Below are 14,375 nucleotides of genomic sequence, written 5' to 3'. Positions count from 1 at the left end.
GTTCAGGCCTTTCCGACTGTGGAGAATGCGGCTGCGTGCTGACCGGCTCGTCGTCCGGAGAATACGCAGTCGGCGAGCGACAAGCCGCTCACATACGAGTTGGAACAGATACCGACCGCGGTACGGCCGGCGGCGTACAGACCAGGGATACCCTCCCCGGCCTCGTTTTTCACCATGCCGGACGATTCGTCGACCACCAATCCACCGAGCGTGAGCATCGGGCACGGATTCATCATGTTGGGCTTGATCGAGACGTCGTACATCGTGAACGGCGCAGACAGTATCGGCCTGACGAAGTCCGACGGTTTACCCATCGGATCAGGTTGTCCGGCAGCGGCAGCGGAGTTGTGCGCGTCGACGGTGGCTTGAAGGCCGGCGACGTCTATCCCCGCTTTGCGGGCGACCTCGGCAATGGTGTTGCCACGCAATGCAGTACGCATCATTCCGGTGGTCTGTACCCGCTGGAACCACATCGACTGGTCACTTATCTGCGATTTCGCTTCGCGAACGAGTTCGGAATCTGCCAGCAGCCAACCGATTCCGCTGCTCTTCTCCGCCATCGCCTGACCGAGAGCGGCACCGTAACGGGACTCGTCGACGATTCGCGCACCGGATTCACCCACCAAAATGGAACCGAGAAAAGCACTCGGCGGGACGATGAATCGCCAGGCGGACACATTGCCGAGCTTGTCGGTGGCTCCCCCGGCTTCGACACCGAGGTTGATGCCTTTGCCATCGTCCCCGGAGGTGCCGAGCGGGATACCGCCCTTGTAGGCGGGAGCATGGGTACGCATCATCTCGCGATTGGACACGAAGCCGCCGGCGCTGAGGATCACGCCGCCGCGTGCCTGGATACGAATCCGCTTGGCGTGCTTCTTCTCGATCTTCGCGATCAGTGCGTCGAGAATCGTGCGCAACTGCGGTGCGTAGACGCCGGGCTTGGAGGACAAGGACCCGAGCGTCGCGTGACGGCGACGAACTCCGGCGGGTGCGTCACGCAGCGTCAGTGCTTCGACGCCGATCACCCGGCCGTCCTCGATGATCAGCCGGTCCGCTCGCGTCTGGCCGAGCAACTGGACGCCCTTCGCCTCCGCGGACTTCGCGAGCGGGCCGTACAGCATCTTTCCCGACGTGCCACGCCCCTTGGCGCGATGACCACGCGGAGCAGGTTTTGCGATGTCACGGAACCCGCCGGCCGATTCGCTACCCGAGAAGTAGAGGTAGTGCTTGTTGCTCGGGTACGACGTCTTGTACGGACAGAGTGAGGCCTCGAACGGCACGCCGTGACTGCGCAGCCAGTCGATCGACGCCGGGCTCTCGTCGACGAACCGGCGCAGAGTCTGCGGCGTCACCGCGTCACCGACCTCGCGGTTCAGGTAGGCGAGCATGGCTTCGGGACTGTCCTCGACACCGGCTTCCTTTTGAATCACGGTGCCGCCGCCGGCGTAGTAGATTCCTCCGGAAATCGTGCTGGCACCACCACCGAGTGCTCGGTCGATTGCCAAAACCGACGAACCGGCCGCTACAGCTTCGAGCGCCGCACTGGCGCCCGCCACACCGAACCCGACCACAAGGACGTCAACCGAAGTATCCCAGGTCACACCGCACCATCCTCAATCTCACTGCAACGTGTTTCGTTATCAATGACAACGTCCGGAAATACTTCCTGGCAGAAAGCATGGACTGACACCCCCATCATTCTATAACGTGTTCTACATGAGCAAGCAGGAATACGACATCGTCGTCGTCGGCAGTGGTGCCGCAGGTATGACAGCGGCCTTGACCGCAGCCCACCAGGGCTTGAGTGTGGTCATCGTGGAGAAAGCCGCCCACTACGGCGGATCGACCGCCCGTTCCGGTGGTGGGGTCTGGATCCCCAACAACGAGGCACTTCAAGCGGACGGTGTCACCGATACACCGGAGGCCGCACGTTCCTACCTGCACAGCATCATCGGCGACGTTGTCGCTCCCGAACGCATCGACACCTATCTCGAGCGCGGTCCCGAGATGCTCTCGTTCGTGTTGAAGAACAGCCCGCTCGAGCTGCAGTGGGTTCCCGGCTACTCCGACTACTACCCGGAAGCACCCGGCGGACGCCTCGGTGGCCGCAGTGTCGAGCCCACCCCGTTCGACGGCAACAAGTTGGGCGCCGACCGCAAGAACCTCGAGCCCGACTACGTCAAGGCCCCCAAGAACTTCGTCATCACCCAGGCCGACTACAAGTGGCTCAACCTGCTGATGCGCAATCCTCGCGGACCCCTGCGCGCCATGAAGGTCGGCATGCGATTCCTCGCAGCGAAGGCCACCAAGAAGGATCTACTGGTTCGCGGCCAGGCACTGGTCGCCGGTATTCGACTCGGACTTCAGTCCGCCGGAGTACCCATCCTGCTGAACACCCCGCTGACCTCCCTGTACACCGAAGACGGCGCTGTTCGCGGCGTCAACGTCATCGTCGACGGCGAGGAGCAGGTCATCCGCGCTCGCCACGGAGTCGTGTTGGGATCCGGCGGATTCGAGCACAACAAGGAAATGCGTGAGAAGTACCAGCGCGCACCTATCGGCACCGAATGGACCGTCGGCGCGAAGGCAAACACCGGCGACGGTATCCGCGCAGGCCAAGAAGTGGGCGCTGCAGTCGATTTCATGGACGACGCCTGGTGGGGCCCGTCCATTCCGCTGACCGGCGGACCGTGGTTCGCTCTCTCCGAGCGCACCCTCCCGGGCTGCATGATGGTCAACATGTCGGGCAAGCGCTTCGGCAACGAGGCTGCTCCGTACGTCGAGGCGACCCATGCGATGTACGGCGGTGAGTACGGTCAGGGCGAGGGCCCCGGCGAGAACATCCCGACGTGGATGATTCTCGATCAGCGCTACCGCAACCGCTACACGTTTGCCGGTATCACTCCCCGCTCCCCCTTCCCCGGCCGCTGGCTCAAGGCCGGCATCGTGGTCAAGGCGGGAACCATCGCCGAATTGGCAGAGAAGACAGGGCTTCCCGTCGCATCGCTGACCGAAACCGTCGATCGGTTCAACGGCTTCGCGCGCAACGGCAAGGACGAGGACTTCGGACGCGGTGACAGTGGTTACGACGCGTACTACGGCGATCCCCGACTGAAGAACCCCAGCCTCGCCGAAATCAGCAAGGCTCCGTTCTACGCCATCAAGATGGTTCCGGGTGACCTCGGCACCAAGGGTGGTATCTGCACCGACGTCAACGGCCGAGCACTACGCGAAGACGGAAGCGTCATCGACGGCCTCTACGCGGCTGGCAACGCGAGCGCTCCGGTCATGGGCCACACCTACGCCGGACCAGGCGCGACCATCGGTCCCGCAATGACTTTCGGTTACTTGGCCGTACTCGACATCGTCGAGCGTGCGAAGAAGGCCGAGACAACCGAAGCACCTGCAGCTGAAAAGACGGCGGTCGACCATGCCAATTGATCCGAAGATCGCACTCGGCGCCGAGCTTGCGCCACAAGAGTTCTCGTGGACCCCGTCGGACGTACAGCACTACCACTTGGCCCTGGGGGCAGGTGCTCGTCCGCTTGATCCGAACGAGCTTCGATACCTCGACGACGAAAAGCCTCAGGTACTACCCACCTTTGCCACCGTCGCCGCCAACTTCCACGCCACCGAAGCACCGAAGGTGTCGTTCCCCGGCGTCGAAATCGATCTGGCGAAGGTAGTCCACGGGAGCCAGGAAGTCACTGTCCATCAGCCGATCCCGGCAAGTGGAAGTGGCCGCACTACAACTCGAATCGCCGAGGTCTGGGACAAGGGCAAGGCCGCGGTGATCGTGCAGGAATCCGTCACGGTTGACGCCGAGGGCAACCCGCTGTGGACAGCTCGCTCGTCCATTTTCGCCCGCGGCGAGGGTGGTTTCGGGGGTGAACGTGGTCCGTCGGAGTCGATTACGCTTCCGGATCGCGAAGCAGATGAGACAGTGGTGACGCCTGTGCTTCCCCAGCAGGCTTTGCTGTACCGGATGTGTGGTGATCGGAATCCGTTGCACTCGGATCCGCAATTCGCCTCCGCGGCAGGCTTTCCAGCGCCTATCCTGCATGGACTGTGTACTTACGGAATGGTCTGCAAGACCGCAGTGGATACCATGCTCGACGGCGACAGCAGTCGGGTAGCCGGATTTCGGGCCCGCTTTGCCGGGGTCGTATTTCCCGGCGAGAACTTGAGTATCCAGATCTGGAAAGACAATGGGCGACTCCTGATCTCAGCTTCTGTACTGGAGCGCGAAGCTCCTGCCCTGGCTGACGTAGTTCTCACTCTTGTCTGATACCAACCTGTCTGATACCCACCTGTTAGAACTCACCGTAGTTCTCGAACCCGATGGAGTAGCCCGAAGATGACGGCACAAGACGAAAAGTTCCGACTGTCCCGACGAGGTTTCATGGCCGCTGGAGCCGGCGCCGTGGCAGCGACCGCATTCGCCGGCTGGACGCCGGCCTACGCCGTCCCCGCCGGCTCTTCCGGCTCCGCGGGTGGTCCCGTGTCCACCCTCACGCCGCCGCCTGCCTTCCCCGAAGGCATCGCGCTGTACCAGCAGGCATATCAGAACTGGTCCAAGGAGATCATGCTCGACGCGATCTGGACCTGTTCGCCCAAGACGCCCGAAGACGTAGTCCGCCTCGCTAACTGGGGTCATGCCAACGGCTACACCATTCGTCCCCGCGGCGCCATGCACGGCTGGACGCCGCTGACCATCGTCAACGGTGCGCCGGTCGACAAGGTCATCCTCGCCGACACCACGGTCCACCTCACCGGAGTCTCCGTCAACGCCGGTGGCAGCCCAGCCACCGTCACCGCAGGACCCGGCGCGACCCTCGACGCCATCACGACCGCACTGCAGGCACAGGGCCTCGGGTTCGCGAACCTGCCGGCGCCGGGTGTGTTGACCATTGCCGGCTGCCTCGCCGTCGACGCTCACGGCGCAGCTCTCCCCGCCGAAGGCGAAGCACACGTTCCCGGACAGACTTTCGGCTCACTCTCCAACCTCGTCACCTCCCTGACCGCAGTGGTCTGGAACGGCAGCGAGTACGCACTGAAGACGTACGCGCGTAGCGACGCGGCGATCAAGCCGCTGCTGACTCACCTCGGACGCACCTTCCTCACCTCCGTCACCTTGCAGGCCGCCCCCAACTACCGCATGCGCTGCGTCAGCCACACCGACATCGGTTGGCAGGAACTCTTCGGCGCCCGCGGAGCGTCCGGACGCACCTTCGAGAAGTTCGTCCGCGAAAACGGTCGCGCAGAAGCAATCTGGTACCCCTTCACCGAACGCCCGTGGATGAAGGTGTGGTCACTTGCCCCCACCAAGCCGCCGTTCTCGCGTGAGGTGACCGGACCGTACAACTACATCTTCTCCGACAACCTCCCGGAGCCGGTCACCGACATGATCGGCCAGATCAACTCCGGAAACCCGGGCATCGCACCGGCATTCGGGCAGATCATGTACGCCACCACCGTTGCCGGACTCGCCGCGACGTTCTCCAACGACCTGTGGGGATGGTCCAAGGACGTCCAGTTCTACATCCGGGCCACCACCCTGCGCCTGACCGAGGGCGGCGGAGCCGTCATCACCTCTCGCGCCAACATCGGCCAGGTCATCCACGACTTCACCCAGTGGTTCAACGGCCGCATGGAGTACTACCGCTCCATCGGACAGTTCCCCCTCAACGGGCCCGTCGAAATCCGTTGCTGCGGCCTCGATCAACCGTCGGATGTCGAGGTCGACTCGGCAGGCGCCCCCACCATCTCGGCCATGCGCCCTCGCCCCGACCATCCGGAATGGGACACCGCCATCTGGCTCAACGTCCTCGGCGTCCCCGGAACCCCCGGCATGTTCGCGTTCTACCGCGAAATGGAACAGTGGATGCGTAATCACTACAACAACAACGACGCCACCTTCCGCCCCGAGTGGTCCAAGGGCTGGGCGTTCGGCCCCGACAAGCCGTACACCGACACCCCGATCATCACCCAGGGCCTCCCCCAGACCTACCGCGACGGCGTCCCATCGAGCGACAACTGGGACACCGCCAACGCCGCATTCAACGCGTTGGATCCGCACAAGGTCTTCAGCAACACCTTCCTGGACCAGTTGCTGCCTTGAGGTTCAAGTACTGAGCGCACACTCTGACAACTCGACGGTCGTCGCCACTCCCCTTACTTTCGGGAGTGCGGCGGCCGTCGTGCGTTGCAGTGAGCGGGATGAAGGAGTCCCCCGCATCCCGACGAGGCAGCTGCCTCAATCGCGATCAGGATGGATCGCCTCGTGCATACTTTCCACTGCCCTGGCGTGAGTTGAGAGCTCGGACCGAGCCGACCGAGTCGTGGCGCTGTCGCTGCGTGCCCCCGGCTCGGACGACGACGAGTCCTCTCCGGGGTTCGGCGCGCCACCAGCTGGATGCTCGGAGGAGCCGGTGCGCTCTTCCCTCTCCGCGCGGGCGCGCAACAACGACTCGGACTTCGGGGTATTTCGCATCGGAGCATTGTCCCAGATCCATCTCCTATGACTCACATTGAGCGCTCTCACCCCCGGCGACCAGGCCGTTCCTGAATATCAACACCTAGAATGTTCGCAACAAAATATCTACAGCGGTCAGGGTAGACATTCTCGCGAGGCTGTTGTATCTTTTTTCTCGTAGCAAGGAACGAGTCAAGAGATGCGGGAGAGATGAACTACCCGCAAGCAGTACCGCAGGGCAGGGACGTGCCGGGGCCGAATTCGTGTGTGAGTGTGTAGTCGGACCCGGCACCCCCCTTCAAAGCGGCTACCGGATGTCTTGTGCGAGTCCGGAAGTTCGAAAGAATGCAGTTATGTAAGTAAGTTCAACCCCATCCGGCCCCCGGCGCTCCTCGCGCCGGGGGCCCCGTCCGTTCAGCGAAAGAAGCGAGCCATTCCGGCAGATACACCACCGGGGGACCCCTCCGGCAGATTCGACGACGAGAACTATCCTGCGTACAGCATGGGACATGCGGCCGAGATCCTCGGTGTCAGGCAAGCTTTCCTTCGTAGCCTCGATGCCGCGAAACTACTTACCCCGCAACGCTCTGAGGGCGGACATCGCCGCTACTCCCGCTACCAGCTGCGCATCGCAGCCCGCGCGCACGAACTCGTAGCCAACGGCACGGCGCTCGACGCGGCTTGCCGCATCATCATCCTCGAAGACCAACTCACCGAAGCCCGTCGCATCAACGCCGAGCTTCAGCAAGCGCAGGACCTGCGAGAGGAACCGGACGCGGCACCCGAATGAGGACTGCACTGGAACAGCAGTTGCGCCTATACGGTCGATCTGACCCCTCCTCCTTCCAACTGCGGTAAATTCGGCCAATTGGGACATTGCTCGGCGTCGGTTGCTCGATTTCCACATCGAAGGGATCGCAGGCATGACTTCCTCCCACCACCGCGCTCGGGTGCGGCTGTCTGCTCTGTCGATCGCCTTGACCGTTGCCATTGCAACCGCTGCGTGCAGTTCCGACGATGACTCCGCAACAAACACGGGCAGCGCCTCTCCCAGCACCTCGAGCAGTCGGGAATCCACCGAGATCACGGACATCGTCCGCCGCCAAGTGGCCGACTTGGGCCTCAGTGCCGCTGTGTTCGGGGTGTGGCGAGGCGACGACGAAGTTGCTCTCGGCGCCGTCGGAGAGTCCCCTGTCGGAGTTCCGGCGACAACCGACATGCAGTTGCGCGTCGGCCAACCGATGGAACCGATGCTCTCGACAGTCCTGCTGCAACTCGACGAAGAGGGAACGCTTCCCCTCGATCAACCGATCGCGAAGTGGGAACCGAACTTTCCACGCGCAGACACCATCACTCCGCGAATGCTGGCCAACAGCACGTCGGGCATCTCCGACTACGTGACCGATCCACAGTTCCTCAAACTCTTCACGGACAACCCGATGAAGGGCTGGACTTCTCGAGAGATCCTGGATCTTGCCAACTCCCGCCCGCCGTTGTTCGAACCCGGCACCAGTTGGGCGTACGCGCACAGCGACCTGACGCTGCTCGGCGACGTCATGGAGAAAGCGACTGGAAAACCGCTGGGCGAACTACTTCAGCAGCGCGTCTTCGATCCACTCGGGATGGATCACAGCAGCGTTGTACTCACGTCGCAGATGGACGAACCGATCCTGCACGGTTACACCAATGAACGTGGAGTATTCGAAGACTCCACTTTCTGGAATCCGACGGCGTTCCTGCACAGCGGAAACATGAACGCGCCTGTCGCCGACGTCGGAAAGTGGGTGCGCGCGCTGGGAACGGGAGAGTTACTCTCCGACAAGGCTTTCGAGCAGCAGATGGCGCCGACGACTGCGGGCTTGGGAAGTATGACGGCGGACAAGTTCTTTTCCTTCGGGACCGGGCACCTCGACGGCTGGCTGGTGATGAACCCGTCGTACGGCGGTTACAACGGTCTCGCGCTCTACTACCCCGATTCGAAGACGACGATCGTCGTCTACGCCACACTCGGGCCGACAACCAACGCGGACCTCAACAACGCCGTGTCGATGGGGAAGGAGATCGGAACCCTCCTCGAGCCGGATCACCCGCCGCAGGTACCGACGCCGTGACGCCCCACACACGCTGGTAGTAAACAGCGCCGGTCGGCAACTTCCTGTTTACGCACGGATTACCTCCAGGACTTATCGCCCCATCACCATTCTCTTCAGTACCGAACGAAACGCGTCGGACCGCGGGTTGTCTCGCCAGTGAACGAGAACGTAGATAGATGGGGACAGGCCCGATGAGGAAATACGCGATGTCAGTGGCATGCACGGTTGCAGTCACAGCGGGGGTGACTCTTGTGATGTCGGTACCTGCCGGAGCGGACCCGAATGACGGTGGGTCGTGCCCGGCCGGTGCGGTATTCGCGGTCGGCGGAACGTGGGATCCGACGGGACAAACGACGCAACCCGTCACCGACCGCTACGTCGCCCAGGGTTACGCCTCCAAGCCGGTGACCTACCCCGCCAGCTTCTGGCCGCTCGGCGAACAGACGTACGACCAGAGCGTTGCCGCCGGCGCCCAGACGCTTCGCACCGAAGTCAACGCTTTCCACGCTCAGTGCCCGGGCAGCGAGATCGTCGTCACCGGATACTCACAGGGAGCACGGATTGCCGGCGACGTTCTCGGTGACATCGCACGTGACGGATCCATTCCCCAATCGCAAGTCGAAGGCGTCCTCTACGCCGACCCTCGCAACTCGGCCGGGGGCATCGAAACCGTAGTGCCCAATGTCGTTCCGGGAGCGACGATGTCCGGAGCACGCGGCGGATTCGGAGACATCGCAGTGCAGGAAGTCTGCATCGAGGGTGACGGCATCTGCAACATGCCCAAGCCGCGTGATGCGCCCGAGGTGTTCGTGGATTCGGTCTTCGGCTACTTCACGAAGCACAACACCTACACGCCGATGATGTCCGAGCCCGCTCCGCCTGCTCCCCCGGCGCTGCCGCAGACACCGTCGGTGCCACTGCAACCGGCTGACGTCGCCACTGCGATCGTGACACGGGTCGTCGAGAACATCACTCCGTATCTGAGCGCTGCACTCGCCACCGTGCTGACGAAGTAACGCGACACCGCTTGTTCGGCTGACTGAAAGTCGACCGATTCGTACAAGTCGAGGACCACCCGCGCCGTGCACCATCGAATACATGCTCACCCTCATCGTCAGATACGGGTACGTCCCGTTCATGCTCTTGGGAATCAACGGAGCTGCAATCGCGCTGGCGGCATCCGGTGCGCCGAAATGGTCACTGGTGGCATTGATTCTCTTCGCAGTGGTCTGCTCTTTCGCGGCCGAACGGGCGCTTCCCTACGAATCTTCGTGGAATGCCCCGGGACCGGACAGGTTTCGCGACGCTGTCCATGCGTTTGTCAACGAATCCCTCATCTTGGTCAGCGTCGCGGTAATTCCGTTGATGGCAGCGGTGATTCCGTTCGACGGGCTGTGGCCGAACGGTCTTCCGTTTGTCCTTCAGGTCGTCTTCGCAGTGTTGGTTGCCGATTTCGGCATCACCGTGGTGCATTTGATCAGCCACAAGGTTGGATGGTTGTGGCGTTTCCACGCGGTTCATCACAGCCTCGAACGGTTCTACGGTATGAACGGACTGATGAAGCACCCCGTACATCAGACTTTCGAAACCGCCGGTGGCGTCCTGCCACTGATCCTCCTCGGGATGCCCGTTCCAGTTGCCTCGGCGCTCGCGGTTTGTGTCGCTGTCCAACTCCTGCTTCAGCATTCGAATTCCGACTACCGCATCGGCCCCCTGCGCCCGATACTCGCCCTCAACGCCGGCCACCGATTCCATCACCTCAAGTGGGCGGGAATCGGTGACGTCAATTTCGGTTTGTTCACTCTGATCTGGGATCACCTGTTCCGCACTTATTCTTTCGATCCGGAAAAGCGATTCAGCAGTGACGATCTCGGAATGGCGGCCAAGCCCGACTACCCGGACGACTACCTCGGCCAGTTGGCCGAACCGTTCCGGAGACAGAACTGACGGACGATCGGTGGAGATTCAGCCCGCGAGTACCCGTCGCATGACGGGCTTGGCTGCAAACGCACTGGCCAACACCAACGCGATCCCCACAGCCAGGGTGACGCCCAACTGAACCAGCGCCATCGGAGTGGTCAATACGGCTGCCCCTGCCAGCGGGAAGAGGAACAGCAGTGCAGCGCCGGCGCCGGCCAGTGCCATCACCACCACGGGAGTGCGAACGTGCCGCATGCGGGCGCTGTCCATCACCTCGACAGGTGTACCGGCCAGAGTCAGACTCCGATACAGCTCACGGTTGTCGAGGATCCCGGATACCTGGGTGAGCGCAGACGAGATTGCCGCCAAAGTGAATGTTGCTCCGAGAGTGAACAACACCCCGGTTCTCATGTCCGCGAACAGGAACTCCTGCCCTGGCTGCAAATCCTGCCCTTCCCCGTTGCCGATCGCGGCGAGGAGAGATGTGCCTGCGGCAACAAAGCTGGCCATCGTCACACCGCTGACCGTGCGCCACACAGCCTTCGGATTATCCAAGACCCGACGCGCCGCAATCAGCGAAGCACCGTCTTTGGCGCATTTGAGCATGATCCGTCCAAGCAGCGAAATGACGAACGGACCGACCAACGCAACAACGCCGAAGCAGAGACCAAGGCCCACCAGGATTGCCGCGATGCTTGCCGCGGAGCCCCCGAATGCACTCCACCCCACAAGAACCCCCACCCCAGCCACCGCGAAGATCATCTTCGGTGCGGCGCTGGGATTGCCCGCCGTGACGCCCAACGGGCTCACGAACACCTGGCGCATCCCGAGCATCGACGTCAAAGCAGCCAGGATGGTCATTCCGAATACGATGCCCACCAGCGGAAGTGCGCCTACCCAAAGCTCACTCCACTCGAATGTCCGACCTTGAAATCTCAAGAGAGCTACGAGCGGCAACGCGAGGAGGTATCCCACCACACCGATCAACGCACCGGCCAAGCCCTGGATACCCGATTCCGCAGCGCACAGCGCAACGATCTGGCGAGGGGTGGATCCGATGAGTCGCAGCGAGGCAAGTCGTTCGTCGCGACGGCGCGCGCCCAAGCGGGCCGCCGCCAGACCGAGAGTGACGGCTGGAACGATCATCAACACCGAAGCAACCCCTGCGAGCGCTAGGTACGCCTCGGCTTCGGGTTCGCTCGATCTGCCCGCAAATGCACCGTAGCCGCCGAGCACCGTCAGCAACAACGTCGTCGAGGCGGCAAATGCGGACACTGGGAGCGCGAAGGTACTCAAGGCCTTTCGGCCTTCACCTCGCACCGTCATCAATGCAACGCGCGCTGTGGCCTTCATGCCGCCACCTGTGTCCCGACGAGCGAACCGGCCTGCATCATCATCGTGCGATCACACCACCGAGCGACTTCGGCATCGTGAGTGACGACGACCAACGCAGAACCGATCTGTTGAGCCGAATCACGCAACACCCTCATCACTTCCCAACTCGTCTGCGCGTCGAGGGCACCGGTCGGCTCGTCTGCGAAGAGAACGGCGGGTTTGGTCACCAACGCTCGCGCAATCGCCACACGTTGCGACTGCCCACCCGACATCTGACCCGGGCGACGGTCCTGCAGCCCGTCCAGTCCCAATGGCGCGAAGAAGCCGTGCGCCGTCCGCTTGGCTTCGGCGATGGACAACCCGTTGAGCACCAAGGGCAAAGCGACGTTCTCGATCGCCGGAAGCTCCGGCAACAGTTGGCCCGATTGAAAAACGAATCCGTACGACTCGCGTCGGAGGCGGCTGCGGTCGTTCTCACCGAGGTTCTCGATATGCCTGCCGCTCAGCAGGATTGCTCCCGAGTCGGGCTTGACGATTCCTGACATGCAATGCAGCAGAGTCGACTTGCCCGACCCTGAAGGACCCATGATGGCCGTAGCAGTACCGGCGCGCACTTCCAGCGATACACCTCGGAGCACTGGAACGTCGCCGTACGACTTGCCCAGCGCGTGGACCGACAGGACTGCGGGTGCTTGTGCGTTGTTCATGATTCCACCTTCTCGTGAACCCCTCGCCAGCACATCGGCCCAGCGCACGATCTTCGAACCGAGTGCGGTCCTACCGGAGGATGACCGGACCCCGAGCTCTGTCAGGGTCGTCACTATGATTTCCGACATGACCTGGTCCGGCGCCGTCCACATGGAGCCCGGAATTCTCATGTTCACCGGCGCAGTGGGATCCGCGCACATGCATTCGCATGCCGCCGTTCAGATCATGATCGTCGACGACGGGGACGTCACGGTCACGGACGGGGACGGCCACAGTGAAGTCGTGCGGTCCGTGGTCATTCCATCCGGGGCGGTCCACGCGTTGTCCGCCTCCGAGGGTGCGCGGGGACGAGCGATTTACATTGACTCCACCACGGGGATGGGCCGGCGCATCAGGCCGCCTGTATCCGAGCACGGTGGTGTGGCCGACTGGTCGGACCGTGGGCGGACCGCAGTAGCGATGACGGACCGTGGCGCTGATTCGGATCTGGAATACGCAGCGAGGCTGATCGATTCACTGTCCGAAAGTAGACAGCCGTCGAACTTAGGCGCTCTTCACCCTGCACTCGAGCATGCTCTGACGATACTGCCCGAGCGACTTTCGGGGCCGATAACGGTGACGGACACCGCCGCGCTGGTCTCCATCTCGCCCGGCCGATTGGGAAGAATCTTCAACGATCAACTGCAGATGAGTTTTTCGACCTACATTCGTTGGTTGCGGCTACGACGCGCCATGGAAGTGATGAGCGGTGGCGCAAGCCTGACAACCAGTGCCCACGAGGCCGGCTTCACCGACAGCGCCCATCTCAACCGTATCTGCCACAGTATGTTCGGGCTCACGCCCAGCGCCGCGACCGGCGGCCTCACCTGGAATTGACGCTACTCCTCAACTGATGCTGCCCGCCGCCGACCTCGCCAGTAGCGACAGACGACTGTAGAGGCGCGCCAACCCCGGCACGTCCCGGAGGCTGCCTGCCACTTCTTCGACGTAGGCGTCGGCGTAGATCGTCAGCCGCGCATCGACGTCATAGAGAACATCGACGACATTCGCGAAACGGCGAAGGGCAAATTCCGACGCCTGGGCGAGCACCGGCACTCCGAAGATCACCCAGTCGTCGAAGCGTGCGGCGAGCGCGAGATAATCGGCAGCCGCGGTCGAACCAGCGCACAGCACCTCGAAATCGAACCAAACGACACCGTCTCGAATCGCCGAGCACTCCAATGTGCGTGTGCCTATCGTCAATTCGACACTTTCGCCCGAAGGCCGCGTAATTCCCGAGCCGACGAGGAATTCCCCTGTCGCAAATCGGTAGTCCCCGGCACCTGGCTGTCCTGCCGTCCGATAGTCGACGGAGCCACCCAACTCGATCACCTCGAGAGTCCGCTCCATCAACTCGATCGACGGAACGAACTGCTCGTGAAAAAGCGGATTGGGAAGAAGATCGGTCGGCGGAACATTGGACGTGACGACAACAGTCACGCCTTTCGCGACGATTGTGTCGAGAACCCTTGCCATGAACATGGCGTCGGCGACGTCGTCGAGGTGGAACTCGTCGAAACAGAGCACACGGATTCCATCGACGACGTGATCCAGTGCCACGCCCATCGAGCCGAGTTCATGCGCCCGAGAGTGCAGATCTGCAAAGAACCGATGAAAGTGAATGCGCCGCTTGCCGACCGGGAGCCCGTCGTAGAACTCGTCCATGAGCATCGTCTTCCCGCGGCCGACGCTACCCCAGAGATAGATCCCACCCCCGACCTCACCGCCCGAGATCCGGGCCTGCAGTGCGTCGAGGGCTTCGCGTGCCGCCAACTGCTCTTCGTCCAGTAGCATAAGACTCCTCT

General features: G+C 62.5%; 13 protein-coding genes. 8 read left to right on the top strand and 5 right to left on the bottom strand.

All coding sequences use genetic code 11. The annotated features are described in order from the left end of the window. Positions 1-2: 2 nt before the first annotated feature. Entirely contained in the window at positions 3-1,601 is a 1,599-nt protein-coding gene (locus P3G66_RS10260) for an FAD-binding protein (protein ID WP_064443102.1), read from the bottom strand. Between the two features lie 115 nt (positions 1,602-1,716). Here P3G66_RS10260 and kstD point away from each other — a divergent pair, with 115 nt between their 5' ends. The 3 genes from kstD (at position 1,717) to P3G66_RS10245 (ending at position 6,121) form a co-directional block, all read left to right on the top strand. Further along, positions 1,717-3,441: a 3-oxosteroid 1-dehydrogenase gene (gene kstD, locus P3G66_RS10255; protein WP_007734077.1), complete on the top strand. Its 1,725-nt coding sequence runs from the start codon at positions 1,717-1,719 to the stop codon at positions 3,439-3,441. Next, positions 3,431-4,288: a MaoC/PaaZ C-terminal domain-containing protein gene (locus tag P3G66_RS10250; protein ID WP_003945880.1), complete on the top strand. Its 858-nt coding sequence runs from the start codon at positions 3,431-3,433 to the stop codon at positions 4,286-4,288. The genes kstD and P3G66_RS10250 overlap by 11 nt, the downstream gene beginning before the upstream one ends. 69 nt (positions 4,289-4,357) lie before the next feature. Further along, a complete protein-coding gene (locus tag P3G66_RS10245; RefSeq protein ID WP_007734073.1) occupies positions 4,358-6,121 on the top strand; it encodes a cholesterol oxidase substrate-binding domain-containing protein in 1,764 nt (587 codons plus the stop codon). 135 nt (positions 6,122-6,256) lie between these two features. On the opposite strand, the gene P3G66_RS10240 is transcribed toward P3G66_RS10245, so the two are convergent. Further along, positions 6,257-6,493 (bottom strand): hypothetical protein, encoded by a 237-nt coding sequence (locus P3G66_RS10240; protein ID WP_276116506.1) that lies wholly within the window; start codon positions 6,491-6,493, stop codon positions 6,257-6,259. 484 nt (positions 6,494-6,977) lie between these two features. On the opposite strand from P3G66_RS10240, the gene P3G66_RS10235 reads away from it, so the two are divergent. From P3G66_RS10235 to P3G66_RS10220, 4 genes are all read left to right on the top strand, one after another. Then, complete coding sequence (locus P3G66_RS10235; protein WP_003945791.1) at positions 6,978-7,265, top strand: MerR family transcriptional regulator; 288 nt, start codon at positions 6,978-6,980, stop codon at positions 7,263-7,265. A 133-nt stretch (positions 7,266-7,398) separates the two neighbouring features. Further along, a complete protein-coding gene (locus tag P3G66_RS10230) occupies positions 7,399-8,586 on the top strand; it encodes a serine hydrolase domain-containing protein (protein WP_050794088.1) in 1,188 nt (395 codons plus the stop codon). 188 nt (positions 8,587-8,774) lie between these two features. After that, on the top strand, positions 8,775-9,584 hold the full coding sequence (locus P3G66_RS10225) for a PE-PPE domain-containing protein (protein ID WP_003945630.1): 810 nt from the start codon (positions 8,775-8,777) through the stop codon (positions 9,582-9,584). Between the two features lie 82 nt (positions 9,585-9,666). Then, positions 9,667-10,515, top strand: a complete 849-nt coding sequence (locus P3G66_RS10220) for a sterol desaturase family protein (protein WP_276116505.1) — start codon at positions 9,667-9,669, stop codon at positions 10,513-10,515. 18 nt (positions 10,516-10,533) lie between these two features. Here the strand turns inward: P3G66_RS10220 and P3G66_RS10215 are convergent, their stop codons facing one another. Both P3G66_RS10215 and P3G66_RS10210 read right to left on the bottom strand, forming a co-directional pair. Continuing rightward, the gene (locus tag P3G66_RS10215; RefSeq protein ID WP_020906135.1) at positions 10,534-11,841 is read right to left on the bottom strand and encodes an FtsX-like permease family protein; all 1,308 of its coding nucleotides are present in this window, start codon (positions 11,839-11,841) and stop codon (positions 10,534-10,536) included. Continuing rightward, the gene (locus P3G66_RS10210; protein ID WP_007734065.1) at positions 11,838-12,683 is read right to left on the bottom strand and encodes an ABC transporter ATP-binding protein; all 846 of its coding nucleotides are present in this window, start codon (positions 12,681-12,683) and stop codon (positions 11,838-11,840) included. The genes P3G66_RS10215 and P3G66_RS10210 overlap by 4 nt, the downstream gene beginning before the upstream one ends. Here P3G66_RS10210 and P3G66_RS10205 point away from each other — a divergent pair. Next, positions 12,658-13,407 (top strand): AraC family transcriptional regulator, encoded by a 750-nt coding sequence (locus tag P3G66_RS10205; RefSeq protein WP_276116504.1) that lies wholly within the window; start codon positions 12,658-12,660, stop codon positions 13,405-13,407. The two genes, P3G66_RS10210 and P3G66_RS10205, sit on opposite strands and share 26 nt — an antisense overlap. 9 nt (positions 13,408-13,416) lie before the next feature. Here the strand turns inward: P3G66_RS10205 and zapE are convergent, their stop codons facing one another. Next, positions 13,417-14,364 (bottom strand): cell division protein ZapE, encoded by a 948-nt coding sequence (gene zapE, locus P3G66_RS10200; protein WP_054781070.1) that lies wholly within the window; start codon positions 14,362-14,364, stop codon positions 13,417-13,419. Positions 14,365-14,375 lie beyond the last annotated feature (11 nt).

The sequence above is a fragment of the Rhodococcus sp. C3V genome (assembly GCF_029269915.1).
Classification (GTDB): Bacteria; Actinomycetota; Actinomycetes; order Mycobacteriales; family Mycobacteriaceae; genus Rhodococcus_F; species Rhodococcus_F qingshengii.
Note: the sequence above shows the minus strand (reverse complement) of the source record. Positions and strands in the feature narration are given on the sequence as shown.